At 62.8% G+C, this 25,530-nt stretch carries 26 protein-coding genes; 12 read left to right on the top strand and 14 right to left on the bottom strand.

Annotated features, from left to right (window positions below):
* Window positions 1–28 precede the first annotated feature (28 nt).
* From AC1DVW_RS21905 to AC1DVW_RS21885, 5 genes are all read right to left on the bottom strand, one after another.
* Entirely contained in the window at window positions 29–547 is a 519-nt protein-coding gene (locus AC1DVW_RS21905) for a YcnI family copper-binding membrane protein (RefSeq protein ID WP_477325822.1), read from the bottom strand.
* Window positions 548–587: 40 nt separating this feature from the next.
* A complete protein-coding gene (locus AC1DVW_RS21900; protein ID WP_477325820.1) occupies window positions 588–1,106 on the bottom strand; it encodes a copper chaperone PCu(A)C in 519 nt (172 codons plus the stop codon).
* 102 nt (window positions 1,107–1,208) lie between these two features.
* A complete protein-coding gene (locus AC1DVW_RS21895) occupies window positions 1,209–1,565 on the bottom strand; it encodes a DUF2946 family protein (protein ID WP_477325982.1) in 357 nt (118 codons plus the stop codon).
* A 92-nt stretch (window positions 1,566–1,657) separates the two neighbouring features.
* The gene (locus AC1DVW_RS21890; RefSeq protein WP_477325818.1) at window positions 1,658–2,584 is read right to left on the bottom strand and encodes a GntR family transcriptional regulator; all 927 of its coding nucleotides are present in this window, start codon (window positions 2,582–2,584) and stop codon (window positions 1,658–1,660) included.
* 62 nt (window positions 2,585–2,646) lie between these two features.
* Window positions 2,647–2,877, bottom strand: a complete 231-nt coding sequence (locus tag AC1DVW_RS21885) for a hypothetical protein (RefSeq protein ID WP_477248682.1) — start codon at window positions 2,875–2,877, stop codon at window positions 2,647–2,649.
* Here AC1DVW_RS21885 and AC1DVW_RS21880 point away from each other — a divergent pair.
* The 6 genes from AC1DVW_RS21880 to AC1DVW_RS21855 all read left to right on the top strand — a co-directional run bounded on the left by AC1DVW_RS21880 (window position 2,858) and on the right by AC1DVW_RS21855 (window position 10,524).
* Entirely contained in the window at window positions 2,858–4,363 is a 1,506-nt protein-coding gene (locus AC1DVW_RS21880) for a UxaA family hydrolase (RefSeq protein WP_477248681.1), read from the top strand. The genes AC1DVW_RS21885 and AC1DVW_RS21880 overlap by 20 nt on opposite strands.
* A gap of 60 nt (window positions 4,364–4,423) precedes the next feature.
* Window positions 4,424–5,422: an aldo/keto reductase gene (locus tag AC1DVW_RS21875; protein ID WP_477271245.1), complete on the top strand. Its 999-nt coding sequence runs from the start codon at window positions 4,424–4,426 to the stop codon at window positions 5,420–5,422.
* A gap of 294 nt (window positions 5,423–5,716) precedes the next feature.
* Complete coding sequence (locus tag AC1DVW_RS21870) at window positions 5,717–6,712, top strand: substrate-binding domain-containing protein (RefSeq protein ID WP_477248679.1); 996 nt, start codon at window positions 5,717–5,719, stop codon at window positions 6,710–6,712.
* Between the two features lie 149 nt (window positions 6,713–6,861).
* The gene (locus AC1DVW_RS21865; protein ID WP_477271243.1) at window positions 6,862–8,415 is read left to right on the top strand and encodes a sugar ABC transporter ATP-binding protein; all 1,554 of its coding nucleotides are present in this window, start codon (window positions 6,862–6,864) and stop codon (window positions 8,413–8,415) included.
* Complete coding sequence (locus tag AC1DVW_RS21860) at window positions 8,412–9,380, top strand: ABC transporter permease (protein ID WP_477248677.1); 969 nt, start codon at window positions 8,412–8,414, stop codon at window positions 9,378–9,380. Before AC1DVW_RS21865 ends, AC1DVW_RS21860 begins: the two co-directional genes overlap by 4 nt.
* A gap of 124 nt (window positions 9,381–9,504) precedes the next feature.
* Window positions 9,505–10,524, top strand: a complete 1,020-nt coding sequence (locus AC1DVW_RS21855; RefSeq protein ID WP_477325816.1) for a zinc-binding alcohol dehydrogenase family protein — start codon at window positions 9,505–9,507, stop codon at window positions 10,522–10,524.
* Between the two features lie 144 nt (window positions 10,525–10,668).
* Here AC1DVW_RS21855 and AC1DVW_RS21850 read toward each other — a convergent pair whose 3' ends face one another.
* From AC1DVW_RS21850 to AC1DVW_RS21840, 3 genes are all read right to left on the bottom strand, one after another.
* Window positions 10,669–11,520: a sugar phosphate isomerase/epimerase family protein gene (locus AC1DVW_RS21850; RefSeq protein WP_477325814.1), complete on the bottom strand. Its 852-nt coding sequence runs from the start codon at window positions 11,518–11,520 to the stop codon at window positions 10,669–10,671.
* 73 nt (window positions 11,521–11,593) lie between these two features.
* A complete protein-coding gene (locus AC1DVW_RS21845) occupies window positions 11,594–12,784 on the bottom strand; it encodes a Gfo/Idh/MocA family protein (protein ID WP_477325812.1) in 1,191 nt (396 codons plus the stop codon).
* A 152-nt stretch (window positions 12,785–12,936) separates the two neighbouring features.
* Window positions 12,937–13,992, bottom strand: coding sequence for a sugar phosphate isomerase/epimerase family protein (locus AC1DVW_RS21840; RefSeq protein WP_477325810.1), 1,056 nt, complete (start codon window positions 13,990–13,992; stop codon window positions 12,937–12,939).
* Window positions 13,993–14,391: 399 nt separating this feature from the next.
* On the opposite strand from AC1DVW_RS21840, the gene AC1DVW_RS21835 reads away from it, so the two are divergent.
* The 5 genes from AC1DVW_RS21835 (at window position 14,392) to AC1DVW_RS21815 (ending at window position 18,724) form a co-directional block, all read left to right on the top strand.
* The gene (locus tag AC1DVW_RS21835; RefSeq protein ID WP_477248660.1) at window positions 14,392–15,279 is read left to right on the top strand and encodes a sugar phosphate isomerase/epimerase family protein; all 888 of its coding nucleotides are present in this window, start codon (window positions 14,392–14,394) and stop codon (window positions 15,277–15,279) included.
* Between the two features lie 58 nt (window positions 15,280–15,337).
* The gene (locus AC1DVW_RS21830; RefSeq protein WP_477325808.1) at window positions 15,338–16,507 is read left to right on the top strand and encodes a mandelate racemase/muconate lactonizing enzyme family protein; all 1,170 of its coding nucleotides are present in this window, start codon (window positions 15,338–15,340) and stop codon (window positions 16,505–16,507) included.
* Window positions 16,508–16,509: 2 nt separating this feature from the next.
* Window positions 16,510–17,226, top strand: coding sequence for a FadR/GntR family transcriptional regulator (locus AC1DVW_RS21825; RefSeq protein ID WP_477248658.1), 717 nt, complete (start codon window positions 16,510–16,512; stop codon window positions 17,224–17,226).
* An 88-nt stretch (window positions 17,227–17,314) separates the two neighbouring features.
* A complete protein-coding gene (locus AC1DVW_RS21820) occupies window positions 17,315–18,295 on the top strand; it encodes an NAD(P)-dependent oxidoreductase (RefSeq protein ID WP_477248657.1) in 981 nt (326 codons plus the stop codon).
* A 42-nt stretch (window positions 18,296–18,337) separates the two neighbouring features.
* Window positions 18,338–18,724 carry a hypothetical protein gene (locus tag AC1DVW_RS21815; protein WP_477325806.1) on the top strand — a complete coding sequence of 129 codons (387 nt, stop codon included), beginning with the start codon at window positions 18,338–18,340 and terminating at the stop codon, window positions 18,722–18,724.
* An 8-nt stretch (window positions 18,725–18,732) separates the two neighbouring features.
* Here the strand turns inward: AC1DVW_RS21815 and AC1DVW_RS21810 are convergent, their stop codons facing one another.
* Window positions 18,733–20,028, bottom strand: a complete 1,296-nt coding sequence (locus tag AC1DVW_RS21810) for an amidase (RefSeq protein WP_477325804.1) — start codon at window positions 20,026–20,028, stop codon at window positions 18,733–18,735.
* A gap of 121 nt (window positions 20,029–20,149) precedes the next feature.
* Between AC1DVW_RS21810 and AC1DVW_RS21805 the strand changes: the two genes are divergently transcribed.
* Window positions 20,150–20,479, top strand: coding sequence for a GFA family protein (locus AC1DVW_RS21805; protein ID WP_477248654.1), 330 nt, complete (start codon window positions 20,150–20,152; stop codon window positions 20,477–20,479).
* Here AC1DVW_RS21805 and AC1DVW_RS21800 read toward each other — a convergent pair whose 3' ends face one another.
* The 5 genes from AC1DVW_RS21800 to AC1DVW_RS21780 all read right to left on the bottom strand — a co-directional run bounded on the left by AC1DVW_RS21800 (window position 20,480) and on the right by AC1DVW_RS21780 (window position 25,524).
* Complete coding sequence (locus tag AC1DVW_RS21800) at window positions 20,480–20,920, bottom strand: hypothetical protein (protein ID WP_477248653.1); 441 nt, start codon at window positions 20,918–20,920, stop codon at window positions 20,480–20,482.
* Window positions 20,917–22,005: an ABC transporter ATP-binding protein gene (locus tag AC1DVW_RS21795; RefSeq protein WP_477248652.1), complete on the bottom strand. Its 1,089-nt coding sequence runs from the start codon at window positions 22,003–22,005 to the stop codon at window positions 20,917–20,919. Before AC1DVW_RS21795 ends, AC1DVW_RS21800 begins: the two co-directional genes overlap by 4 nt.
* Before the next feature lies 1 nt (window position 22,006).
* Window positions 22,007–22,945, bottom strand: a complete 939-nt coding sequence (locus AC1DVW_RS21790; RefSeq protein ID WP_020629045.1) for a carbohydrate ABC transporter permease — start codon at window positions 22,943–22,945, stop codon at window positions 22,007–22,009.
* 3 nt (window positions 22,946–22,948) lie between these two features.
* Window positions 22,949–24,010: a carbohydrate ABC transporter permease gene (locus tag AC1DVW_RS21785; protein WP_477248651.1), complete on the bottom strand. Its 1,062-nt coding sequence runs from the start codon at window positions 24,008–24,010 to the stop codon at window positions 22,949–22,951.
* Window positions 24,011–24,090: 80 nt separating this feature from the next.
* Window positions 24,091–25,524 carry an ABC transporter substrate-binding protein gene (locus AC1DVW_RS21780; RefSeq protein WP_477248650.1) on the bottom strand — a complete coding sequence of 478 codons (1,434 nt, stop codon included), beginning with the start codon at window positions 25,522–25,524 and terminating at the stop codon, window positions 24,091–24,093.
* Between the last annotated feature and the right edge of the window lie 6 nt (window positions 25,525–25,530).

Genomic DNA, 25,530 nt, shown 5'->3' with positions numbered 1-25,530 from the left:
CCTCGAACAGAGCGCGCCGCCAGAGAGATCATTTCTTCGGCAACAGCGTGATGCCTGGCGCCGGAAACTCTAACGCATCCTCATCCTGCCCCGCCGCCGGAATCTCTATCCAACGATCGGCAACGCCGTCGCATTCCTGCACCACCGGAAAATACAGCTTCTCGCCGGCGGGCAGATCCGCCGCCAGCGTGCCGCGAAAAACGAACTCGTCGTAGAATTCGTCCGGCAGGCTGCCGCCGCTCCAGTCGACTTCCTTGACGCCGTCGGTCACCGCCTGGCCGTAGAGCTGGTAGGACTTCTCGTACTTGCCCTTCTTGGTCTGCAGCGTCCAGCCGGGCTTGGGCATCGGCTTCACCGAAATCACCCCTTCCGGGATCTGCACGCGCACTGCGGTCGTTGCCTTGCCGTCGCAGCCATGCGGCACGCGCAGGATTGCCTTGTAGGTCGAGCCGACCGGCGCCTCCTGGGTTTCGAGCGTGATGTGAGCGAAGGCCGCGCTTGTCCCGAATAACAGAAATGCAGAGGCAGACAAAAGATACCTGTTCATGATGGTCTCACTTGAAAACTTGATTGGCAAAATGATTTGGTCAGTCGTTGTCTTCTTGCGGCGCCGGGCTGCCGATGGCTTGCACGGCGAATTTGACCGTCACCGTCCCGGCCTTCTCGAAGGTCAGCGTCGCGGCAAACATCTCGCCTTCCCTGGGCGGCTGCTTCAAATCCATGAACATCACATGATAGCTGCCCGGCCCCAGGGTGACCTTGCCGCCGGCTGGAATTTCAAGCCCACCGGTGACCGGCCGCATGGTCATGACACCGTCCTTCACGCCCATCTCATGCAGTTCGGCCTTGGCCGAAATGTCCGACGAGATCGATAGCAGACGGTCCGGCGAACTGCCGGTGTTGGTGATGGTCAAATAGCCGCCGGCCACTTTGGCACCCGCCGGCGTCGCGCGCGACCAGGGATGCCCGATCTCGATATCGCCGACCTTGAACTCATGCGCGAAGGCGGATTGGGCGCTGGCGAACAACAGGGCGAGAACGAAACCGGCAATGCCGAGGCGCGCTTCGAAGCTGCGTAGCAACCGCGCGTGGAATGAATGAGACATGATGGCTCCATGAATTGAATTAGGAGATCGCGCCGTTGCCGGTCGCGAACAATTCTGATGTTGGATGAATGCGCCCGCGAAAGGTTCCGCGAGGCGAACGGTTCAGGCCGTCGCCGGCGGTGCGCGCGGGTTCGACGGAGAGCGGTCGCGGGCAAAGTCGAGATGCCGGAATGCCGGCAGCAAAAAGGCGACGGCTTCGAAGGAAAGGCTGGCGGACACTGTACCGGCAGCGGGCGGCGGCGCGTGGGCAGCCGACACCTTGCTGCAGCCAAGCATGCAGCACGCCGGCATGTGCTGCTGGTGCGGGTCGCCACCGGGAATCTGGGCCGCACCCTCATGGGTGCAGATGACGTTGCCGAAGGCATCGAGTTGCGAAGCATCCGGGCCGGCGCCGAAGGCGAAGGCGCCAAACATCGACTGGAGCAGCAGCAGATAGGCCGCGGCGAATGCGACCGGTATGCCCCATCGTCTCCACCGGATCTTCAAAAACGGCCTCTCCACGCAACAGCGCAGATACCTAGCACGCGATCAACGGCCGGAAAATCGCCAAATCACAGCTGCGGCAACGCAGCGCGATCAGAAGCGCTGCGGCTGCCGGCTTCGGGGATCGAGGTCAAAAGCGTGTGGCGCGCCGATTTCAGGTGTTTGCGGCAGGCAGCGTCGACCTTGCCGAGATCGCGCGATTTCAGCGCCGCGATATAGGCCAGGTGCTCGGCGACAGCCACTTCGTTGCGCTCGCGCTCCTGCGCCTTGTTCCACTGATAATGGTAGTGGAAGATCATCGCGATCACATCGTAGAAATCGACGATGAAGCGGTTGAGCGATGCGCGGTGGATCAGCCGGTGAAAGCGCTCGTCCAACTCCGAGAATTCGTTGAAGCGGGTGGCGATCTCGCGCGCCAGCAGCCGATGCTCGTCTTCAAGCCGGTCGAGGTCGGCCCAGACCGGGCTGTCTTCCGGCAGGGCAGCAAAGGCGGCGGCCGAGCGCAGTTCGAACATCTCACGGATTTCAGTCAGCTCCAGTGCGAAAGCGCGGGTAAAGCCCTTCAACACCCAGTGGCTGTTGCGCCGCTTCTCGATCAGGCCGAAGCGGGAAAAACGGATCAGGAACTCGCGCACGCTGGTGGTGCCGACGCCGATCTCGCGCGCCAGTTCGAGCTCGTTGATCTGCATGCCGGCCTCGGCGCCGCCGGCCAGCAGCCGCCGCATGAAGGAGCGCTCGATGATCTGCGCCAGCGTGTCGGTCTCTTCCTCGGGGAAAAAGTCGTCCGGCCGCGGCTCGCGCAAAACCGTCTTGGCGCGCTTGTTCCAGGCAATCAGCCCGGTCTCTTCCATGCGCGCCAGGATGGTGCGCACCGTCGTGCGGCTGACCCCAAGCAGCGTGCCCAGCTCCGGCTCCGACGGCAGGCTCTTCGTTTCATCGAGTAGCCGCAGGCAGCGGTTGTAGGCGTCTTTGTAGACGTTGTTGCTCTTCGACATCCCCTGCCCCGTTGCGCGCCGGCGCTTGCGGCCAGCTTGAAGCGCGATATGACAGACATTCCCTAGCGCATGGCACCGAAAATCGGAATCGCTTTCGAAAAAGCACCATGCGCGATTCCAGCTTTGGTTGCAGCGTCGTGCGCCCAAAGGCCGCGCGACACCCAGCGAAAAAACAATTGACGCAAAAATGTTTTTTCACGATAAAAGACATTATCTGTTAAAAGGCGCGTGTCAATCCGCCCGCGCTTCCCAGGAACACCCAGGAAACTGCCCGTGAACGCCTCAAACAGCATTCTTCTGTCTCCCGCCGACAATGTCGCGGTCGCCAACGGCCGTATCGAGATCGGCACGGTACTGCCCGGCGGCGCCGTCGCCACCGCGCTGATCGAGCCTGGCCACAAGGTGGCGATCAAGCCGATATCAGCCGGTCAAGCCGTGGTGAAATATGCCCAGGCGATCGGTCGTGCCACGCAGGATATCGCGCCGGGCGAGCATGTTCATTCGCACAATCTGGTCTTTGAATCCGGGCGTTTGCCTGTCGTGCCGCCGAGCGAGGCCGTGCACGAGACCGAGGCCGACCGTAGCAGAACCTTCATGGGCTACCGGCGCGCCGACGGCCGCGCCGGTACCCGCAACTTCATCGGCATCGTCGCCAGCGTCAACTGCTCGGCCACCGTTTGCCACGCCATCGCCGACCAGGCGAACCGCGAGTTGCTGCCCAAATATCCAGGCATCGACGGCTTCGTTCCGATCGTCCATGGCCAGGGCTGCGGCATGAGCGGCACCGGCGATGGAATGATGGTGCTGCACCGCACGCTGGCCGGCTATGCCCGTCATCCGAATTTCGGCGGCGTGCTGATGGTCGGGCTCGGCTGCGAGGTCAACCAGCTTACCCTTTACGGCCAGAAGGGTGTTGCCGCGGGAAAGCGCCATTTCAACATCCAGGACGCGGGCGGCTCGCGCAAATCGGTCGAGAAGGCGATGCTGGTTCTGGCCGAAATCGCCGAGGAAGTCGGCAAGCTCGAGCGTGAACCGATTCCGGTCAGCGAGATCGTTGTCGGCCTGCAATGCGGCGGCTCTGACGGCATGTCCGGCATCACCGCCAACCCGGCGCTGGGCGCCGCTGTCGACATCCTCGCCGGCGTCGGCGGCATCGGCATCCTCTCCGAGACGACGGAAATCTACGGCGCCGAGCATCTGCTCGCCTATCGTGCGGCGACCCCGGAGATCGCCGCCAAGCTCGATGGCTTCGTGAAGTGGTGGGAAGACCACGTCGCCAAGCATGGCGCCTCCATCGACAACAACCCCTCGCCCGGCAACAAGCGCGGCGGCCTGACAACAATCCTGGAGAAGTCGCTGGGCGCGGTGGCCAAGGGCGGCCAGACGCCGCTCAACGGTGTCTTCGGCTATGCCGAAAAGGTCACCGGCCACGGTCTCGTGTTCATGGATACGCCCGGCTACGACCCGGTCTCGGCCACCGGCCAGGTTGCCGGCGGCGCCAACGTCATCGTCTTCACCACGGGTCGCGGCTCCTGCTTCGGCTGCCGGCCGACGCCGTCGATCAAGGTCGCCAGCAACTCGACCATGTATCACACGATGGAAGAGGACATGGACGTCAACTGCGGCGTCATCGCCTCGGGCGAAAAGACCATCGCCGGCATGGGCCGCGAGATCTTCGAACTGATCGTCGAGACGGCTTCGGGCCGCAAGACCAAGAGCGAGGCGTTTGGTTACGGCGACAATGAGTTCGTGCCCTGGCACCTCGGAGCGACTCTCTAGGCCAACAGTACTGACCAGGACAATTGCGAACCGGCAGACAGCCGGCAGGGGAGGGTTTGCATGAAGAAACGCCGCATCGGTACAACTGCCCTTGAGGTCACCGAGGTGAGCTTCGGCGGCGCGGCACTTGGCGGCCTCTACCGGGCCTGTCCGCGCGAGGCAGCGATGGACACGCTGCAGGTCGCCTGGGACGCCGGGCTGCGCTATTTTGACACCGCGCCCTTCTACGGCTTCGGCCTTTCGGAACGGCGCGTCGGCGATTTCCTGCGCGACAAGCCGCGCTCGTCCTACGTGCTGTCTACCAAGGTCGGGCGGCTGTTTCGACCGGTGCCGGAAGACCAGGTCCCCGATCACTCCTATGTAGATCCGCTGCCTTTCGCGCTCGACTACGACTATTCCTATGATGGCATCATGCGCTCGGTCGAGTTCTCCTATGCGCGGCTCGGCCTAAACAGGATAGACATCCTGTTTGTGCACGACATCGGCACCTACACGCACGGCGTCGAGAAGACCAAGCTGCACTTCCGCCAATTTATGGAGGGTGGGCTGAAGGCGCTGGAGGAGCTGAAATCGTCCGGCGTCATTTCTGCCTATGGTCTCGGCGTCAACGAGGTGCAGATCTGTCTTGATGTGCTGCAACAGGCGCCGCTCGACTGCATCCTGCTGGCCAGCCGCTACTCGTTGCTCGACCGCTCGGCCGAAGCCGAACTGCTGCCGCTTTGCCGCAAACAGCAGACCTCGCTGATCATCGGCGGCGTCTTCAACTCCGGCATCCTGGCGACCGGCCCGGTGCCGGGTGCGCATTTCGACTATGCTCCGGCCACAACGGACATTCTCGACCGTGTCGATGCGATGGAAAAGATCGCCGCCAAAGGCGGCTATCCCCTGGCGGCGGCCGCGTTCCAGTTTCCGTTGCACGAACCCGTGGTGGCCAGCGTGCTGACCGGCACGGCCAAACCGGCCAATCTGACGCGCAACCTCGAACTGCTCGGCATCGAGGTGCCGGAAACGGAATTCGCCCGATACGTGCCCTATACGATCGTGCAGAAACTTGGCTGACGCTCGAGGTCAATCAAGAGAGAATAAACATTCCATGTTGACATAATAATGGAATTATTGTTCCATATTGCTCGGAGGAGATCGGAAGCATCGGAACGTGACATTGGGCATCGGCCGGGAGGCCTGCTTATCTCAGGACCTCACGCAAACGGCACCAAACACCGCTTGCATCGACCGAACCGATGCACTATCAAAATCTGGTAAATGTTTTTTATTGATAAAGTTCTGTTTGGGCCCCGCCTATCCGAATGGAGCTTCCGTAACCTTCACCGGGCGTCCTAGGGAGGAATCCGCATGAAATTCGTAACCAGCATTCTCAACCGCCGCGCCTTTGTGGCACTCGCAGCCGCCTCGATGCTTGCCGGCGTGATGCATTCGGCGCCGGCTTCGGCGGCGGACGTGACCATTCCGATCATCGTCAAGGACACCACGTCCTTCTACTGGCAGATCGTTCTGGCCGGCGCCCGCAAGGCCGGCAAGGACCTCGGCGTCAACGTGCCGGAACTCGGCGCCCAGGCTGAGACGGACGTCAACGGCCAGATCTCGATCCTCGAGAACGCCGTTGCCGGCAATCCGGCTGCCGTCGTCATCGCCCCGACCGAGGCCAAGGCGCTCGGCAAGCCGATCGACGAGGCCGCCACCAAGGTCAAGGTCATTGGCATCGACTCCGGCGCCGACTCCAAGGCCTTCACCTCGTTCCTGACCACCGACAACGTCCAGGGCGGCCGCGTCGCCGCTGACGGTCTTGCCGCTGCCATCGGCGCCGCCAATGGTGGCAAGGTCGAGGGCAAGGTTGCGCTGATCACCGCACTGCCCGGCGCCGGCTCGCTCGAGCAGCGCGCGCAGGGCTTCAAGGAACAGCTCAAGGCCAAATATCCAGGCCTTGAACTGGTCGCCGACAAGTATGCCGACGGCCAGGCCACCACCGGCCTCAACATCGCCACCGACCTGATCACCGCCAATCCGGACCTCAAGGGCATCTTCGCGTCCAACCTGATCATGGCGCAGGGCGTCGGCCAGGCGATCGCCGAGAACAACCTTGCCGGTAAGGTCGGGCTGATCGGCTTCGACAGCGACGAGAAGCTGATCAAGTTCCTCAATGACGGCGTCATCTCCGGCCTCGTCGTCCAGGACCCCTACCGGATGGGCTATGACGGCATCAAGACCGCTCTCGCCGCCTCCAAGGGCGAAAAGGTCGAAGCCAATGTCGACACCGGCGCCAATCTGGTCACCAAGGCCAATATGAAAGAGCCGAAGATCGACGCGCTGCTCAACCCGAAGCTCGACTAGGCATCGGCATAGGCGCACTGTTTCCGGGGCCTCAACGCCCCGGAAACATCCAATGCCCGCTTGGATATCCGCCGGTTTGAATTACCTTGGCGATGCGGCGGAGCCGCATCGCCAAGTGCCAATTGCAAGGCCGATCTGGGAGGATTGTCATGACGTCGACGGCGCAGGAACTGCACCCGCACCCAACGCTGGAACCCGGCAGGACGATTCTCGAACTGCATGGGCTGGAAAAGCGCTATCCCGGCACGCATGCGCTGAAGCCGGTCCACCTCGCCTTCAAGGCTGGCGAAATCCACGCCATCGTCGGCGAGAACGGCGCCGGCAAATCGACTTTGATCAAGCTTCTGACCGGCGTCATGCCGCGCACCTCCGGCGACGTCATCTGGGAAGGCAAGCCGGCAGCTCTGGCGACACCGCACGAAGCGATGGCGCTCGGCATCAATGCGGTGCACCAGGAAGTGGTGTTGTGCCGCCATCTCACCGTTGCCGCCAACATGTTCCTCGGCGAGGAGGACTCGCGCTACGGCATCCTGCAGCAGCGCGCCATGGTCAGGGAAGCCCAGAAGATCATCGACGGTCTCGGCTTCGACCTGCCGGCGCATGTCACCCTCGGCGACCTCACCATCGGCCAGCAGCAGCTGATCGCCGCCGCCCGCGCCACCGTGCGCGGCACCAAATTCCTGATCTTCGACGAACCGACCGCCTATCTCACTCGCAAGGAGGCTGACCAGCTGTTCACGCTGATCCGCCGGCTGAAGGGCGAAGGCGTCACCATCATCTACATCAGCCACCGCATGGAAGAGGTGTTCGAGCTCGCCGACCGCGTCTCTGTGCTGCGCGACGGCACGCTGGTCGGCACAAGGAACATCAGCGAGACCAACGATGCCGAACTGGTCAAGATGATGATCAACCGCTCGATCGAGCAGGTCTACCACAAGGAGCATTTCACTCCGGGCGCGATGATCGTCGAAGCCCGGAACCTGTCGGGCAAGGGTTTTGAAGACGTTTCCATGTCGGTTCGGGCCGGCGAGATCGTCGGCCTCTACGGCCTGATCGGCGCCGGCCGCAGCGAGTTCGTCACCACGCTCTACGGCCGTCATCGCAAGTCGGCCGGCCAGATCCTGTGGGAAGGCAAGCCGGTCCAGGTCAACTCCGAGCACGATGCGATCAGGCTTGGCATGGCACTGGCGCCGGAAAGCCGCCGCGATCAGGGCCTTTGCCTCAATTTGCCTGTCGGCCTCAACCTCAATCTGCCGATCTACAAACGCATCTCCAAGAACATGCTGATCTCCGGCGCGAAGGAGAAGGCCGAGGCCGATCGCCAGATTGCCGATCTCAGGATCAAGACGCCGACGCGCAGCGCGCTCGCCTCCAGCCTATCCGGCGGCAACCAGCAGAAGATCGTCATCGGCAAATGGCTGGCGCACGGCGCCAAGCTGTTCATCTTCGACGAGCCGACGGTCGGCGTCGATGTCGGCACCAAGGCGGAGATTTACCGCCTGTTCGGTGCACTGTTGTCCAGGGGTGCCGGCATCATCCTGATCTCGTCCTATTTGCCGGAGGTCTATGAACTCTCCGACACGCTGCACGTCTTCCGGCGTGGCAAGCTGGTCGCCACGCACGGGTTCCGCACCGCCGACCACGAAGAAATTCTCACGCAGGCGCTCGCCGAGAAACAAGAAAAGCTGGGAGGACAGACATGAGCACGGAAGCAGCAGCCGTCGAAAAACCGAAACGCAATTACAATGCCCTGTTCGGGCTGACGCTGCTGGCGCTGCTGGTCCTGTTGTGGGTCATACTGTCGGTGTCGACGCAGAGCTTTGCCTCGGGCAACAACATCTCGAACCTTCTGCGCCAGGGCTCGATGATCGCCATCCTTGCGGTGGGTCAGACCTTCGTCATCATCACCGGCGGCATCGACCTGTCCGTTGGCGCCGTGGTCGGCTTTGCAACCGTCATCGCCGCCATGCTGATCAATGCCGGCGTGCCGGTCATCCTCGCCATTCTCATCACCTTGCTGGTCGGCGTCGGCATCGGCCTGTTCCACGGCTTCGGCATCGTCAAGATGGGACTGCCGCCCTTCATCATCACGCTGGCGACGCTCACCTCATTGCGCGGCATCGGCCTGTTGATGACCAACGGCAACTCGATCTCGATCAACAACGACGCCTTCCAGGAGTTCTCGCGCAACTCCTTCCTCGGTGTCCCCAATCTGTTCTGGATGGTGATCATGGTCGGCATCCCGGCCTATATCTTCCTCCACCACAGCCGCTGGGGCCGCTATCTCTTTTCGGTCGGTTCCAACGCCGAGGCCTCGCGTCTGTCGGGCGTCAATGTCCAGCGCACGATCTACATGGCCTACACGCTGTCGGGCCTCTGCGCCGCCTTTGTCGGCGTGCTGCTGGCCTCGCGCATTGGTATCGGCAACCCGACCCAGGCCGAGGGCTGGGAACTGCAGGCGATCGCCTCCTCGGTGATCGGCGGCACCTCGCTGTTCGGCGCCGTCGGCTCCGTGCACGGGCCGCTGCTTGGCGCCTTCATCCTAGCCACCATCAACAACGGCGCCAACCTCTTGAACGTCAACGCCTTCTGGCAGCGCATCATCACCGGCGTGCTGATCATTGTCATCGTCTACTTCGACGGCCTGCGCCGCCGCGGCGGCAAATAGTCCCACCGAAATTGATCGCCGGCCCGGCCTGGCCGAAGGCCGGCGATTTCATCAGTTCTAGGAAAAGTGAGAAGCGGTTCTCCCTAGGAATTGCGTCAAACAAAGAACCCGACTGGATTGAAGCATGAAAGCCGTTGTCTGCCGCTCGCCCGGCGACCTTGTTGTGGAAGATCGCCCCGCACCTGGCGCACCGCCCTCCGGCTGGGCGCTGGTCGCGGTCAGCCATGTCGGCATCTGCGGCACCGATTTTCACATTTTCGAAGGCAAGCACCCGTTCCTCGCCTATCCGCGCATCATGGGCCATGAGGTCTCGGGCACGGTGATCGCCACGGGCGACGGCGTCGAACTCGCCGTCGGCGAACCGGTGATCATCAACCCCTATCTGGCGTGCGGAAAATGCATCGCCTGCCGCCAAGGCAAGCCAAATTGCTGCGTCAGCATCGAGGTGCTCGGCGTGCATCGCGACGGCGCCATGGGCGAGCAGATCCTGGTGCCGGCGCAAAATCTTTATCCGGCAAACGGCCTGTCGCTGGCCGACGCCGCTGCCGTCGAATTCCTGGCCATCGGCGCCCATGCCGTGCGACGCGCGCAGGCTGAACCAGGCGCCCGCGCGCTGGTCATCGGCGCCGGGCCGATCGGGCTCGGCACGGCCCTGTTTGCCCGCATTGCCGGGCTTGACGTGACCCTGCTCGACATGAGCACTGAGCGGCTCAGCTTTGCCGCAAGCGAACTCGGCTTTTCGACACTTGACGCTTCACAGGCGACAGCGGCCGATCTGGTGCGAGAGGCGACCGGCGGCGAAGGGTTCGACGCGGTCTTCGACGCCACCGGCAACACCGCCTCGGTGCAGTCGGCCTTCGCCCATGTCGCGCATGGCGGGACGCTGGTGCTGGTCAGCGTGGTCAAGGACGACATCACCTTTTCCGACCCTGAATTCCACAAGCGTGAGATGACCCTGATCGGCAGCCGCAACGCGCTGCGCGCCGACTTCGACCATGTCGCCGCCTCGATCCGCAACGGCGCGGTGCCGCTGGCCAAGCTCGTCACCCATCGCACGACGCTCGGCGATACGCCGCGCGATCTTGCCCGCTGGGCGCATGAGAAATCCGGCCTGATCAAGGCCGTGATCGAGGTGGGGGCATAGCATGCCAGGCGGTGAATCCGGCCCGGATTGACGACGGCCCGCGCAGGTCGACCCCCACTCCGTCGAGCTTCGCAGCGACGGAGTGGGGGAACCACCTGGCAACCGCCGCGAACGCAAATAGAAAATGGACCAGGCGCAGGGCGCCTAAGCCGCCCTCTTCCACCCATCCCTGATATGCCTGTACCCCTCGCGATACACGGCCTCAGGACTCTCGGCAAAATCCCGCCACACCTTGGTCGCCGCGGCCAAATCCTTCAACGAACGCCCGAAGGCCTCGATCGTCAGCCAGTCGTCATAGCCGCTCTTGCGGATGGCCGAAAATGTCTCTTTCCACGGGATGTTGCCGCGCCCCGGCACACCGCGATCGTTCTCCGAAATATGGATATGCACGACATTCCGGCGATGCTTCGTATAGGCGCCGATCGGGTCGGCCTCCTCGATATTGGCGTGGAACGTGTCGTACATCGCCTTGATGTGCGGCCGGTCGATCGCGTCGATATGCTCCGACAGATCTGCCATCGTGTTGAGGAGATAGCACTCGAAGCGGTTGAGCGCCTCCAGCCCGATGGTGACGTTCTTCTTGCCGGCGTGGTCGCCGATGGCGCGTTGCGAGGCGACCGAGCGCTTCTTCTCGGCCGCCGTCGGCCCGCTGCCGGAAAAGGCGCCGAGCGTCGAATGCAGCGGGCCGCTCAGCTTGCTGGCGCCGAGCGCCTGGGCGCAGTCGATCGCCCATTTCATGTAGGCGATGCCAGCCTTGCGCGTTGCCCCATCCGTCGAGATCAGGTTCATCGCCGGATCGCCCATGGCTGACACGGCGGTGCGTTGCAGCCCGATACGGTCGAGCAGCTCGCCGAGCCTTCTGTAGTCGTCCGGCGTACCTGAGAAGATCGGTATCTCGACGCCGTCAAAGCCGGTCGCCTTGATGTCCCTGAGCAACGGCTCGTGCTTCTTCGACACCGCCGTCGTCCACAAGAACATGCACATGCCGATTTTCATCGACGCCCCCTCCCCATGTGACGGCGCGCCGGCTGTCCCGCCGGCTGCGCGATGTCCCCTTCCGGCCGCGTGTTTAGAGTTTGGTCCACGCCCCATTCTTCTTCGACGACTTCACGCAGGCTTCGATGAAGGCCATGCCTTCGACGCCGTCCTGGATGGTCGGGAAGACGACATCCTTGCCCGGTTTGCCGCCCTTCTTGCGTGCTGCCCGAATCGCCCGCGCGGCCTCCTGGTAGATGTTGGCGAAGCCTTCGAGATAGCCCTCGGGGTGGCCTGACGGCACGCGGCTGACGCGGCCTGCCACCGGCAGCGCACCGGCGCCATTGCGGGTGAGCAGCTGCTTCGGCTGGCCAAACGGCGTGTACCAGAGATAGTTCGGGTCGGCCTGCACCCACTCCAGCCCGCCCTTGGAACCATAGATGCGCAGCTTCAGCCCGTTCTCATGGCCGGGCGCCACCTGGCTGGCCCAGATCATGCCCTTGGCGGCGTGCGCCTTGCCGACCGGCTTGAAGCGCAGCAGCGCGTTGACGTTGTCGTCGAGCTGCCGCCCCGGCACGAAGGCGTCGAGATCGGCCGACAGCGAATCGAGCTCCAGCCCGGAGACGAAGCGCGCCAGATTGTAGGCATGCGTGCCGATGTCGCCCAGCGCACCGCCGGCGCCGGCCTGCTTGGGATCGGAGCGCCAGGCCGCCTGCTTCTGGCCGGTGGCGGCAAGATCTTCGGTCAGCCAGTCCTGTGGGTACTCAGACTGCACGATGCGAATGTCGCCGAGCACGCCTTTGGCCACCATCTCGCGCGCCTGGCGGATCATCGGATAGGCGGTGTAGTTGTGCGTCAGCACGAACACCTTGCCGGTCTTTTCGACCACTGCCGCCAGCTTCTTCGCTTCGGCAAGGGTGGTTGCCAACGGCTTGTCGCAGATGACGTGAATGCCGACTTCGAGAAACGCCTTGGCCGCCGGCACATGCACATTGTTTGGCGTGACGATGGCCACCGCCTCGATGCCATCCGGCCGCTTGGCCTCGGCCTTGGCCATCTCAGCATAGGAGCCGTAGCTGCGTGCGGGATCGAGCCCGAGTTCGGCGGCCGATGCCTTGGCACGCTCGGGATTCGCCGACAGCGCGCCGGCGACCAGCACGAAGTCATTATCCATGCGCGCCGCGATCCGATGCACAGCGCCGATGAAGGCGCCTTGCCCGCCGCCAACCATGCCGTAGCGGATCGGGCCGCCGCCTCCCGTTTCTGACTTCGATGCGCCAACCATTTTTTCGTCTCCCTCGTTGTTTTACCTCCCCCTTGAGGGGAGGTCGATCCGCGCGGCGGATCGGGTGGGGTCGCCGGGGTTGAGCTCGACTGGAACCGACCCCACCCGGCCCTTCGGGCCACCCTCCCCTCGAAGGGGGAGGGAAAGCCGCGCTAGATTCCCATCATCGCGCGCAGCAGCTTCTTGTCCGTGGTGCCGCTGGCAAAATCATCGAATGCCCTTTCCGTCACGCGGATGATGTGATGCTGGATGAAAGGCGCCCCTTCGGCCGCACCGTCTTCAGGATGCTTCAGGCAGCACTCCCATTCCAGCACTGCCCAAGAATCATAATTGTACTGCGTCAGCTTGGAGAAGATGCCGCCGAAATCCACCTGCCCGTCGCCGAGCGAGCGGAACCGCCCGGCACGGTTGGTCCAGCTCTGATAGCCGGAATAGACGCCTTGCCGTCCCGTCGGATTGAACTCGGCGTCCTTGACGTGAAACGCCTTGATGCGCTCGTGATAGATGTCGATGAATTCGAGATAGTCGAGCTGCTGCAGCAGGAAGTGCGACGGGTCGTAGTTGATGTTGCAGCGCTTGTGGCCGCCGACCGCGTCGAGGAACATCTCGAAGGTGGCGCCGTCGAACACGTCCTCACAGGGGTGAATCTCGTAGCCGACATCGACGCCATTATCCTCATAGACATCGAGGATCGGCTTCCAGCGTTTGCCGAGCTCGCCAAAGGCCTCCTCGATCAGTCCGGCGGGCCGCTGCGGGAAGGGATAGAGGTAAGGGAAAGCCAGCGAGCCGGTGAACGACACCGAAGCATTCAGTCCGAGATTGCGCGATGCCTTGGCGCCGAACTTCATCTGCTCGACCGCCCATTTCTGCCGTGCCTTCGGATTGTTGTGCACCGAGGCCGGCGCGAAGCCATCCATCTGCGCGTCATAGGCCGGATGCACCGCCACCAACTGCCCCTGCAGATGCGTCGACAGTTCGGTGATCTCGACGCCGGCGTCAGCGCAGATGCCCTTCACCTCGTCGCAATAGGCCTTGGAAGTGGCTGCTTTCTTGAGGTCGAACAGGCGCGCGTCCCAGGTCGGGATCTGCACACCCTTGTAGCCGAGCCCCGCTGCCCATTTGGTGATCGAGGCCAGCGAATTGAACGGCGCGGCGTCGCCCGCGAACTGCGCCAGAAACAGCCCAGGGCCCTTCATTGTCGTCGGCATCGGCATCCTCCAAAATCATTTTCCAGGGACCAAGCATAGCGCCTGATGAAGGCAGGGCCAGCCTCTTTGGTCTTTTCGCATCATGCGGCTGTGCATTGCCATTCTGGTATTACCAAATGCCAAATTCTGGTCAAGCTGTTTGATGCATGATCACCGCCAGTTGCGCACGCGGCATTGGCTCACATATTTCAATATAATCAATATGGTAGATCACGGTCGAGAGGGTGCGATTGCGCTTCTTGCCGTCCGCGGGAAATTGCTGTAGACCTCCCTTCAGGCCCAATTGGTCGAACCAGTTTGAGAAAAATACTGGAGCGCCTTGGGGAGGAAACTGGCCGCACGCTCCGGTGGGATGCGTCGCGGGCGAACTGGTACAGGCGAATCTGGGAAGGACAGACCATGCATCTTTCGACGCACAACTGGATGCGGGCGGAGCCATTGGAAACGACGCTCAAGCGGATCAAGAAATTCGGCTACGAGTCGATCGAGATTTCCGGCGAACCCGAGCAATACAAGACCAAGGAGACGCGCGCGCTGTTGAAGGAGCACGGCATCCGCTGCTGGGGTGCTGTGACGCTGATGCTGGGCGAGCGTAATCTCGCCGCCAAGAACCAGGGCCAGCGCGAGCGCTCGGTGCAGTACGTCAAGGACGTGCTGACCATGGTCAGCGAACTCGACGGCGAGATCATCACGCTGGTTCCCGCCACCGTCGGCAAGGTGGTGCCGGACGGCACCGAGGAAGAGGAGTGGAAGTGGGTGGTCGACGCCACCCGCGAATGCTTCACCCACGCCAAGAAAGTCGGCGTCAAGATCGCGGTCGAGCCGCTCAATCGCTTCGAGACCTATCTGTTCAACCGCGGCGCGCAGGCGCTGGCGCTGGCCGATGCCGTCAGCCCGGAATGCGGTGTCTGCCTCGACGCCTACCACATCCACATGGAAGAATTTAACGTCTATGAAGCCATCCGCCAGGTCGGCAAGCGCCTGTTCGACTTCCACGTCGCCGACAACAATCGCTTCGCCGCAGGCCTTGGCCAGATCGACTGGAAGAAGATCGTCGCCACGCTGAAAGAGGTTGGCTATGACGGCGCGCTGACCAACGAATTCGTCGCGCCCGTCGACCGCACGCCGGCCGCGCCCTATCCCGACATGGTCGAACGCAACCCGGTCGACATCTCGCCCGAGCAGCTCAAGTTCATCCAGGACCACGGCTCCAGCGTGCTCACGGAAAAATTCTACACCGACCAGATGCGCATCAACGCAGAAACGCTGCTGCCGCTGATCAAGTAGTCGATCCGTTTGGAAATGAGCCTTTCCGCCCAGACCGGCGGCAAGGCCGGGGATGAACATGCGCATCAGAAACGTCCAGGCCTGGTGGGTCCGCATACCGATCGAAGCCGCGAAGCAGCATCGCAGCGACTTCGGTCAGGTAGCGACCTTCGACGCCGCCATTCTGCGCATCGAGACGGACGACGGGCTGGTCGGCTGGGGCGAAGGCAAGAACGCCGCCGGCAGTGCCGGCAGCTATGGCGCGCTCGTCCATATGCTGAACCACGAGGTCGGCCCGCAATTGATCGGCCGCGACCCCGCCGACATCGGCGTGATCTGGGAGATGCTCTACAATGGCGTGCGCCACGACAGTGCGGCGCGCGCCGGCCACGCCATGCCGCAACTGGCGCGCCGTGGCATGAGCGTCGCCGCCATCAGCGCCGTCGATATCGCACTCTGGGATATACTGGGCAAATCGCTCGGGGTTCCGGTCTGGCGGCTGCTCGGCGGCCGTAAGCTCGATCGCATGCAGGCCTATGCGTCCGGCGGTTGGGCGCCCGCTGACACCATCGGTGAGCAGCTGAAATCCTACATTGCCAAGGGCGGCTTCAAGGCGCTGAAGATGCGGATCGGCGCCATGGATGGCGCCCCGCACATTTCCGCAGCCCGCGTGCGTGCGGCGAGACAGGCACTTGGTCCCGATGTCGACCTGATGGTCGATGCGCATGGCACCTATACGGTGGCCGAAGCCAAGCGCTTCATCCATCTCGCCGCCGACCTCGACCTCGCCTGGTTCGAGGAGCCGGTCATAGCCGACGATAAATCGGGCATGGCCGAGGTTCGCGCCTGTGGCTCGATCCCGATCGCCACCGGCGAAAGCGAGGCGACGCGCTATGCTTTCCGCGATCTCGCGGTGCTGAAATCCGCCGACATCTTCCAGCCGGATCCCGCCTTTTGCGGCGGCATCAGCGAAGCGATGAAGATCGGCACCATAGCCAGCGCCTTCAATTTGCGTTTCGCGCCGCATCTATGGGCCGGCGCCCCTTGCTTCTTTGCCGGACTGCATGTCTGCGCTGCTTCGCCGGCGAGCTTCACCGTCGAATATTCGCTCGGCGCCAACCCGATGATCCATGATCTTGTCGAAGAGACTGTCGAAGCAAAGGACGGTATGATAGCGATCCCCGAAAAGCCGGGACTGGGGTTCACCATTTCGGAGCGGTTTCTGGAGGCGCACGCGCAACGCAGTTGACGATGAAAGAAAAGAACCTTCTCGCCGAACTCGCCGCCTATCTCTTCTCCCATTCGGACAAGGAGACGGGCCGCACGCCGTCGGAGCGCGAACTGGCGGAGCACTTCGGCGTCAGCCGCGGCCAGATCCGCGAGGCGCTGGCCATTCTCGAAGCCATGCGCATCGTCGAGCGCCGCGCCAAATCCGGCATCTACATCGACACCAAGCAGGCCAGCGTGGAAGCCATGGCGCTTTTCGCCCGCGCCGGCCTGCCGCTTGACCCGATCCAGATCTACGAGACGGTCGAGCTGCGCAAGATCCATGAGATCAAGGCAGCCGAACTCGCCTGCTCGCGCGCCACCGAGGAGAATTTCGAGCGGCTGCGCGAAATCCTGAAGGCCTCGGAAGACCGCATTGCCGCTGGCGAGGGCCTTGCTAAGGAAGACCGCGAATTTCACCTCGAGATCGTGCGCGCGACCAAGAACAGCGTCTTCCACAATGTCTGCAGCGTCTACTACATGATGGGTGAGCTGCGCCTGCCGATCTATTTCAACGATCCCGAGCGCTCAGTGCGCTCGCATGCCGAGCACATCCAGATTTTCGAGGCGCTGCTACGCCGCGACGGCAATCTCGCCCAGGCGCTGATGAGCGCGCATCTGCAAGGCGCGGAGAGCTACTGGAAGGGCCTGATCGAAGGCCGTGAGGCAGACCCGCCAAGTCCGGCGCTCGAAAAGGCCTAGGCAACTCCAGGAAAAGTGTGAAACGGTTTTCCCGGGGAAGCGCGCAGCGCTGTCCCTGGGGACTTGCTGATAAACAAACGGGAGCCCTATGCCCAAGATCCTGTCGACGCACACGCTGCATCCGCGCGCCGCTGCCATGCTGGTGGGCGCCGGCGAGCTTGTCATCGCTTCCAATGTCGATGCAGCCACGCTGGCCGGCGAGGCGAGGGACGCCGACATCGTCATCGTCCGCGCCCACCTGCCGCCGGCCCTTTTCGAAGGCGCAACGAAGCTGAGGGCGGCCATCCGCCACGGCGCCGGGCTCGACATGATCCCGATGGAGGCGGCGGCCGCCGCCGGCGTGCTGGTGGCCAACGTGCCGGCGGTCAATGCGCGCTCGGTCGCCGAGCACGTGATGTTCGTGGCGCTGGCACTCTCCCGCCGCTTCCGCGTGGTCGATCGCGATCTGCGCGCGAAAGGCTGGCTTGCCGGCCGCGAGCACGCCAATTCCAACAGCGAACTCGCCGGCAAGACCGTCGGCATTGTCGGCCTTGGCGCAGTCGGCCACGCCGTCGGCCATATCGCCGCGCACGGCTTTGACCTCAATGTAGTGGCGACGACGCGCAGCCTGCAGCCGGCGCCCGAAAGGGTCGGCTTCCTGTCGATCGACGCGCTGGTCGAGCAGAGCGACATCATCGTTTTGTGCTGCCCGCTGACGCCCGAGACGCGCGGCCTGATCAGCCGCGAGCGCATCGCCCGCATGAAACCGCATGCGCTGCTGATCAATGTATCGCGCGGCCCGGTGATCGACGACGATGCGCTGATCGAGGCCTTGCAACAGCGCCGCATCGGCGGCGCGGCGCTCGACGTCTTTGCGACGCAGCCGCTGCCTCCAGGGCATCCCTATTTCGACTTCGACAATGTCATCATTACCCCGCATATGGCCGGCATTACCGAGGAATCGATGATGCGCATGGGCGTCGGCGCGGCCGGTGAAACCTTGCTGGTGCTGGCCAACAAACTGCCGGTCAACCTGCGCAATCCCGAAGTGGTCGAGCACTACCGCAAGCGGTTTCCGGCAGGCGTCTGAACGCGCCTCAATTTTCTCGAATTCGCCAGCGACCTTGGCGCCATGTCGAAGATCGTCGCATCAACGCTCATGGCTGTCAGTTTCTGCATTGCAACGGCACAGGCTGGGGCCGCTGGGCAGAACAGCTATGTGCCATGCGACAACGGCCTGCGTTGCGTTGTGGCGCCTTGCCCTTCCACCAGCGCGCTCGACCTCGCCACCGGCATGGTTGTGAAAGGTGTGTGGGTCGATATCGACGGCCTGTCGCAGCAGGACAAGGCACTCAACCTCCCCGACAAGCTCTATGCCGGCAAGCTTGTTGTCGCGGGTACGATCGAGAACCGGCCGCAGAGCTTCAACGGCAAGCAGTACAGCCTGCCGACACTGATCGTGACCGGCATCGAACGCACCGCCAAAGACAGCGAACGCAAGCACTGCTCGTCACGCTGAAACGCCGGTCAGCGGCCAAGCAGCCGCTCGACTCCGGCCGCGATGCGCAGCAAATGATGGTCATGGCCATTGCGCGCCACCAGCATCAGCCCCGCCGGCAGCGTCATATCAGGCATCGGCAGCGAGATCGCGCACAGGTCGAACTGGTTGGCGACCTGGGTGTTGCGCAACAGCAGGCCTTCGGCCTTGTTGCGTAGCGCTTCGTCACTGGCCATGGTGGCGATCGAGGGCGCGACGATCGGTACGGTCGGCAGGGCAAGCACATCGATCGACGCCAGGCGTTCGACCATGGCAGCGGCGAGTTCGCCGCGGCGGCGGATGGTCCTGATATAGACCGAGGCAGGAATGGCGAGCGCCCGCGAAAGCGGGCCGCTGACATGCGGGTCCACCGGCACCGATGCTCCGACGGACAGCCAGTTCGCATGAACCTCCGCGCCCTCCATCGACGCGATCGAGGCGCGTTTGGTCGCTGTGCGCATCTCGGCAATCAGATCGTCGATCGGCGGGTCGACGACACGCGCGCCGCTTTGGTCCAGCGCGCGAATGCATCGCTCGAAGCCTGCTGCGACCTCCGGTTCCGTGTCTTCGAACAAAACGCCGCGCGGGATGCCGATGCGAAGCCCGGCAAGTGAAAACGGCAGCAGTGCCGGCATCGCCTCGCCAGCCATCGCCGCGTCCGCAGCAGCGCATTGGGCGACGGTTCGAGCAAGCGGCCCGATCGAGTCCAGTGTGGCGGACAGTGGATAGGCGCCGGTGAGCGGCACCCGCCGCGCTGTCGGCTTGAAGCCGACAACACCGTTCAGCGACGCCGGAATGCGCACGGAACCGCCAGTGTCGGAACCGATGGAAATCTCGCACGTCCCCTCGCCTACCGAAACCCCGGCGCCGGATGACGACCCGCCCGGAATCCGGCTGGTATCAGCGGCATTACCTGGCGTGCCGTAGTGCAGGTTGTCGCCGATGGCGGTGAAGGCGAATTCGGTCATGTTGGTCTTGCCGAGGACCACAGCACTTGCCTGCCGCAGCCGGCTGACGACGGTGGCGTCGCGCAAAGCGGGCGCGGTGTTCCGCAGCATCAGCGAGCCGGCCGTGGTCGGCTCGCCGGCGACATCGAACAGATCCTTGATCGAGACAATTGTTCCGTCGAGCGGTCCAAGTGTCACGCCAACCTTGCGCCGCGCATCGGCGGAATCCGCCGCCACGCGTGCGGCTTCGACATAGAGCTTGGTGAACACGCGTTCTTCATCCGCACGAGCAGCGACACGGGCGAGGATCATTTCGAGGTGGTCACGGACAGATTGCATTTCGGTGTCGGACTCCTGACGCCCTGAACGTCATAACGGGGTGCGGCAGTTCATGGCTTGCCGAGACTTAACCCGGCGCAGGCGGTTTTGCACACCCCTGCCGGACGGAAGGAGGAAGCCGATGCTGTACAAAGGCAGCTGTCATTGCGGCAAGGTCGCCTTGGAGTTCAAAGTCGAACTGATCGGCGCCGTGCGGTGCAATTGCTCGATCTGCTCACGCAAGGGCGCCCTGCTGTGCGCCATCCCGCATGACAGTCTCACAGTCCTGGCCTGGGGCGATGATCTCGGCACTTACACATTCGGCAATCATGCGATGGCGCAGCGGTCCTTGATCTCGGCGTCGGGTCTTCCGGTCAAGCCGGAGGATGACGGCGTGAGAGTTGAGAGGGCGACGCAACCGACCGTCGCGGACCGGCGCGTGCGCGACCTGCCGGATAGCGTCAGCTGCTGATCATCGCGCTGTCTTGTTGAGAGCGGTGACGACCAGCGCGAGAACCACCGCCGCGGCGGCGATTTCCCACACGAAAGCCTGCTTGTAGAAAGGCGGCGTGGCGAGCTGCGCCTTGCCGGCGAGAGTGTTGGGGTCCGGTGGATTGAGGAAGAAGACGCCGTAGAGATGCGCCGCCGTGATCGAAACCAGCAGCACAATGCAGAAGACCAGCGCCACGACCAGCGCTACGGTCACCACACTGCGCACCTTGACGCCCGGCTGGGCCAACGGCAGCAGGTTGTTGATGAGTCCGGCAAGCACCACGAGACCGCTGCCGACCGCGTACAGGCCGATGGAAAAGGGTTGGAAGATCAGCACCAGCGCCATGACGCCGAGGCCAATGATGAAGACCTCGAGGGAGAACGCGCCGGCGCGGCTCATGCCGGAAGAACTGTCGCTCATGACCGCACCGCCTTTCCGGCGCCATCGAAGACATGGGTTTGCCTGGGATCGGGGCGTAGATTCAGCGCCTCGCCGACCTTGACTCGCTGGCTTCTCGTCACCACGACGCGGATGTCGGCGCCTGCCGCCGTGCGGGCATGAATAAGGGTTTCGGCGCCCATGGGCTCGATGAGCTCGGCCCGGGCGGAGATGGTGCCACGGTCCCCCGTATCGGTCGCGGTGAAGGCGCGGGGGCGGACACCGATCGTCACCTTGCCGGGCTGCAGGCGCGCGACCGCCGCGTCCGTGCGGATCGCCAGACTAGTGCCGGCCACGGTCATGTCCGCCATGCCATCGGCGAAGGTCTTGAGGTCGGCCTCGAGAAGATTCATCTGCGGCGTGCCGATGAAGCTCGCCACGAAAGCATTGGCGGGCTTGGCAAATACCTCGTGCGGTGAGCCGACTTGCTCGATCAGGCCGTCCTTCATGATGGCGATGCGGTTGGCCATGGTGAGCGCTTCGAGCTGGTCATGGGTCACGATCACGGTCGCTTTGGAGAGGCCCTGCAGCACTTCCTTGATCTGGCCACGCATGGTCTGGCGCAGTTCGACATCGAGACGCGACAAGGGCTCGTCGAAGAGGAAGCAATTGGGGTCGCGGACGATGGCGCGGGCCATGGCGGCGCGCTGCTTTTCGCCCTCGGATATCTGGTTCGGCAGCCGGTCGAGAACGTGCTCCAAGTGGAGGATCGCAGCGACGCGGTTGACGCGGGCAGTCCGCTCAGCCCCGGAAATGCCGTCATGATAGAGCGGGAAGGCGATGTTCTCGCCGACCGATGCCGACGGGTAGAGCGCGTAGAACTGGAACACCATGGCGATGTCGCGCTTTTCGGGCGGCAGGTTGTTCATCACCTTGCCGGCGATGACGACCTCGCCGTCAGTGACGCGTTCCAGCCCGGCGATGACGCGCAAGGTCGTCGTCTTGCCACAGCCGGACGGGCCGAGAAGGCAGACGACCTCACCGGCGGCCACCGACAGGTCAACGTCCTTGACCGCGGTGAAGGAGCCGAAGCGCTTGGTGACTTTGCGGAGTTCGATGGTTGACATCTCAGCGCTTCACTGTGCCGAAGGTAACGCCGCGCAATAGATGGTTTTGCAAGAAGAAGGTGACCAGGAAGACTGGGACGAGGAACAGGGTTTCGATGGCGGCAAGCAAAGTCCAGTCGGTGCCGCGTCCACCCGACGACACGGCCTGGTTCATGGCGACCGGGACCGTCCTGGTGTCGGGCCCCGAGAGCAACAGGGCGAAGAGGAACTCGTTCCAGGTGAGGATCAGGCCGAACACGAACGTGGCGGCGAGCCCGGCAATGACCTGGGGCAGGCAAATCTTGAAGAACACCCGCATTCCGGACGATCCGTCGATGCGGGCGGCATCCTCGACGTCTGGCGACAATTCATCGAAGAAGCTCTTCATCATCCAGATGGTGAAGGCCAGGTTGAAAGCAGTGTAGAGCATGATGATGCCGAGATACGAGCCCGACAGGCCCACTACGCGGAACATCAGGATCACCGGAATGATCACCACAATCGCCGGCAGCATACGCGTGGTCAGGATGATGAACAGGTAGGTGTCATTGCCTTTCAGCGGATAGCGCGAGAAGCCGAAGGCCGCCAGGGTGCCGATGACCAGCGCCAGCAGCACCGACGCCGAGGCGATGAAGATCGAGTTGAAGAAATAACGGTCGAATCCTGTCGCTTCCGGGGCACCGTCCGGCGTCATCGAGCGAGAAAAGACGGACCCAAAATTTTCGAGCGTGGGCTTGAACACAAAATGGTCCGGAATCAAGCCGAACAGCGACGTGGGCGACAGCGTCGGAGGCACCAGGAGCGCGTCGCCCTGCGGTTTGAAGGCGGTGAATATGATGAACAGCACCGGCAGAAAATAGATAAAGGCGACGACGGCCACGGCGAGCGTCCGCCCCCAGCCGGCCTCGTCTACTCCGCTGGCCCTGCGGAAGCCGAGCTTTCCCAATATCGATTCGGCCACGGGTTAGGCTCCCTTCGTACGGCGGTTTGCGAGGTACAGGTAGAGGTTGGTGAGAACGATCACCATGAACAGCATCAGATAGGAGATCGCCGCGCCCTCACTCGTCTTGTTCTGCTCGTTGGCGATGCGGATCAAGTGATAGGAGATCGTCAGCGTGTCGTTGCCGCCCTTGGTGAGGAGGATGACGAGATCCGCCAGCTTGAATGCCTCGATGGTGCGGAAGAGAAGGGCCAACATTAGAAGGCCTCGGATGTAGGGGAAGGTGATCATCCAGAATTGCCGCCAGCCGGAAATACGGTCGATGGCAGCGGCCTCGTAAAGGTATTTCGGCACCGAGACGAGGCCCGCCAGCACAAGGAGCATGACGAAGGGCGACCACATCCATGCGTCGGCGAAAACGATTCCCGCCACGGCACCGACTTTGTTGCTCATCAGGATGAACTGGTTGCCGGAGATGGAATTGATGACGTAGCTGAGAATCCCGAATGTCGGGTCATAGTAGTAGGTGAAGAACACGCCAGAGGCGACAACCGAAAGCATCATCGGTGTCAGCACCAGGATCAACAAATACTTGCGCAGCGGAAATTGCTTGGCGAACAGGATGGCCAGCAGAAAGCCGACGATCATCTGCGCGGAGACGGTGAACACGACGAACATGGCGGTATTGATCAGCGCGCCCCAAGTCGCGTGAGCAGCGAGATCGTTGGTAAGGATCCGGACGTAGTTCCCGAGTCCGACGAAGCGGATCGTCTGCTGGTTTGCCTGGTAGGCGAAGAACGAAAGGCCCAGCGACCACAGCAGGGGGAAGATATTCATCACAAACAGGACGGCGATTGCCGGAGCGACCAGCAAGGCGCCGAAGTAGTGGCGGCGATACGCGTTGACGGTAAATGCGGCCGCGACCAACGCCGCCATGGCACCCACCACCCAGAAGGAGACAGCCGCCGGCAAGCCCGCCATTGATATGGCCGACACGACGACAGCGACAGCGATGGCGAGTTTCCAGTTGTGGGCAACAACCGCGGTAAGGCGTGGTGTCTGCAGCGTGCTTGAAACAGCGGTCATGGGAGTCCGAAATATGGAGCGCCTGACGTGGCAATGACGGGGAGCGGCTTTTGCCCGCTCCCCGCAGCTATGTCGGAAGGTTACTGGATAAGGCCATCGTTCTTCAGGAGGTCCTCCTGGAACTTGGCGATGTTATCCAGGGTGGTCTTGGCGTCCTGCTTGCCAGTGATGGCTAGGTCGTACTGGTCCTGCTGCTGGGTGAGCAGTTCGAAGAACTGCGGCACGTGCCACATGTCCTTCTGCCAGTCGAGCGAATTCGCCCAGGCGCGGTCCCACGGACGATAGGTCGCATACTTCGGATCGCTGTAGACCGACTTGATCGCGGACTGGCCGCCGGCGGCGGCGAACTGGTGCTGGATATCAGGCGAGAGCCACCACTTCACGAAGCCCACCGCTTCCTTGATTTGCTCAGGCGTCGTCCAGGTGGTGAGAACGAAAGGCTGTCCGCCGATCTGTGACGTACGATTCACCTTGCCGTCGGCGCCGCGCAGGCCTGGCGCCAATCCGAACACCAGCTTGTCGGAAACCTTCGACGTCTTGGGATCGAGCGAGGCTTCGGCGAGACCGATCCAGTCGATGTTCATGGCCACCTTGCCTTCACGGAACAACTGGTCCGAGACGAAGATGTCCATGGTGCCGGTCTTGACCACCGGCGGCATGTACTTCAGCAATTTGAGGAAATGCTCCATGCCCTCGATGGACTTCGGGGAGTTTACGACGCCTTCGGCATGTCCGGTCGGGGCCTTGGTTTCATCCCAGATGCCGCCGCCATGCTCCCAGACGAACGTGTGGACCGAGCTCGTCGAGAAGTCGTAGCCTTTGCCTGCCTGATAGGCGATGCCATAGAAATCGTCATCCAGCACTTGGCCGGCGAGCTTGTCGCCCTTCTTGCGCTGGAAGAATTCGCCAACATGCTCGAAGGTGTTCCAGTCCATGGCGTCGATTTCTTCGCCGGTGCAGGGCAGCTTCTCATTGTACTTCGCCTTGTAAGCGGCCTGCTCGTCGGCGTTGCAGAGCACGTCCTTGCGGCCGTAGGTGACCAGCACGTCCGGGAACTGCGGGAAGCCGTAGTAGTTCGGCGTGCTGTTGGGATAGGTCGAGTAGGCGTTGAGCACGGCGGGATGCATCGACTCCATCGTCGCCTTGAGTTCCGGGTCGGCATCGATGAGATCGTTGATCTTGCGGAAGTAGCCGCCTTCGACGAAGGCGCCCAGCCACTGCGAGTCCGACACGATGAAGTTGTACTTCTTTTCGCCCGAGGTCAAAGAGGCGTTGACGCGGGTGTAGAAATCCGGCCACGGAATGAAGTCGACATCGAGCTTCACGGTATTGCCAGACTTTGGCTTGTACTGCTCGTCGAAGAACTTCTTCATAATGCGGGTCGGGGGCCAATCCGGCACCGCCATCGTCAACGTCACTTCTTCGGCAGAGGCATAGGTCACGCCTCCCACCAGTAGCGTGGCAGCGAAGCTTGCGGCTGTCGCTAGGCCTTTCACTTTGGTCATCGCCGTCATTCGCGT

It is taken from the genome of Mesorhizobium sp. P3_B5 (genome assembly GCF_056402815.1).
The sequence above is the reverse complement of the archived record's forward strand: the minus strand, read 5'-3'. Positions and strand labels throughout refer to the sequence as shown.

Coding starts and splice junctions, on each gene's coding strand:
- AC1DVW_RS21845 (WP_477325812.1), bottom strand. CDS start 12,784: ATGGTTGGCGCATCGAAGTCAGAAACGGGAGGCGGCGGCCCGATCCGC.
- AC1DVW_RS21820 (WP_477248657.1), top strand. CDS start 17,315: ATGCCCAAGATCCTGTCGACGCACACGCTGCATCCGCGCGCCGCTGCC.
- AC1DVW_RS21905 (WP_477325822.1), bottom strand. CDS start 547: ATGAACAGGTATCTTTTGTCTGCCTCTGCATTTCTGTTATTCGGGACA.
- AC1DVW_RS21865 (WP_477271243.1), top strand. CDS start 6,862: ATGACGTCGACGGCGCAGGAACTGCACCCGCACCCAACGCTGGAACCC.
- AC1DVW_RS21840 (WP_477325810.1), bottom strand. CDS start 13,992: ATGCCGACGACAATGAAGGGCCCTGGGCTGTTTCTGGCGCAGTTCGCG.
- AC1DVW_RS21835 (WP_477248660.1), top strand. CDS start 14,392: ATGCATCTTTCGACGCACAACTGGATGCGGGCGGAGCCATTGGAAACG.
- AC1DVW_RS21800 (WP_477248653.1), bottom strand. CDS start 20,920: ATGAGCGACAGTTCTTCCGGCATGAGCCGCGCCGGCGCGTTCTCCCTC.
- AC1DVW_RS21870 (WP_477248679.1), top strand. CDS start 5,717: ATGAAATTCGTAACCAGCATTCTCAACCGCCGCGCCTTTGTGGCACTC.
- AC1DVW_RS21885 (WP_477248682.1), bottom strand. CDS start 2,877: ATGCTGTTTGAGGCGTTCACGGGCAGTTTCCTGGGTGTTCCTGGGAAG.
- AC1DVW_RS21875 (WP_477271245.1), top strand. CDS start 4,424: ATGAAGAAACGCCGCATCGGTACAACTGCCCTTGAGGTCACCGAGGTG.
- AC1DVW_RS21810 (WP_477325804.1), bottom strand. CDS start 20,028: ATGCAATCTGTCCGTGACCACCTCGAAATGATCCTCGCCCGTGTCGCT.
- AC1DVW_RS21785 (WP_477248651.1), bottom strand. CDS start 24,010: ATGACCGCTGTTTCAAGCACGCTGCAGACACCACGCCTTACCGCGGTT.
- AC1DVW_RS21850 (WP_477325814.1), bottom strand. CDS start 11,520: ATGAAAATCGGCATGTGCATGTTCTTGTGGACGACGGCGGTGTCGAAG.
- AC1DVW_RS21860 (WP_477248677.1), top strand. CDS start 8,412: ATGAGCACGGAAGCAGCAGCCGTCGAAAAACCGAAACGCAATTACAAT.
- AC1DVW_RS21825 (WP_477248658.1), top strand. CDS start 16,510: ATGAAAGAAAAGAACCTTCTCGCCGAACTCGCCGCCTATCTCTTCTCC.
- AC1DVW_RS21855 (WP_477325816.1), top strand. CDS start 9,505: ATGAAAGCCGTTGTCTGCCGCTCGCCCGGCGACCTTGTTGTGGAAGAT.
- AC1DVW_RS21815 (WP_477325806.1), top strand. CDS start 18,338: ATGTCGAAGATCGTCGCATCAACGCTCATGGCTGTCAGTTTCTGCATT.
- AC1DVW_RS21780 (WP_477248650.1), bottom strand. CDS start 25,524: ATGACGGCGATGACCAAAGTGAAAGGCCTAGCGACAGCCGCAAGCTTC.
- AC1DVW_RS21900 (WP_477325820.1), bottom strand. CDS start 1,106: ATGTCTCATTCATTCCACGCGCGGTTGCTACGCAGCTTCGAAGCGCGC.
- AC1DVW_RS21795 (WP_477248652.1), bottom strand. CDS start 22,005: ATGTCAACCATCGAACTCCGCAAAGTCACCAAGCGCTTCGGCTCCTTC.
- AC1DVW_RS21805 (WP_477248654.1), top strand. CDS start 20,150: ATGCTGTACAAAGGCAGCTGTCATTGCGGCAAGGTCGCCTTGGAGTTC.
- AC1DVW_RS21830 (WP_477325808.1), top strand. CDS start 15,338: ATGCGCATCAGAAACGTCCAGGCCTGGTGGGTCCGCATACCGATCGAA.
- AC1DVW_RS21890 (WP_477325818.1), bottom strand. CDS start 2,584: ATGTCGAAGAGCAACAACGTCTACAAAGACGCCTACAACCGCTGCCTG.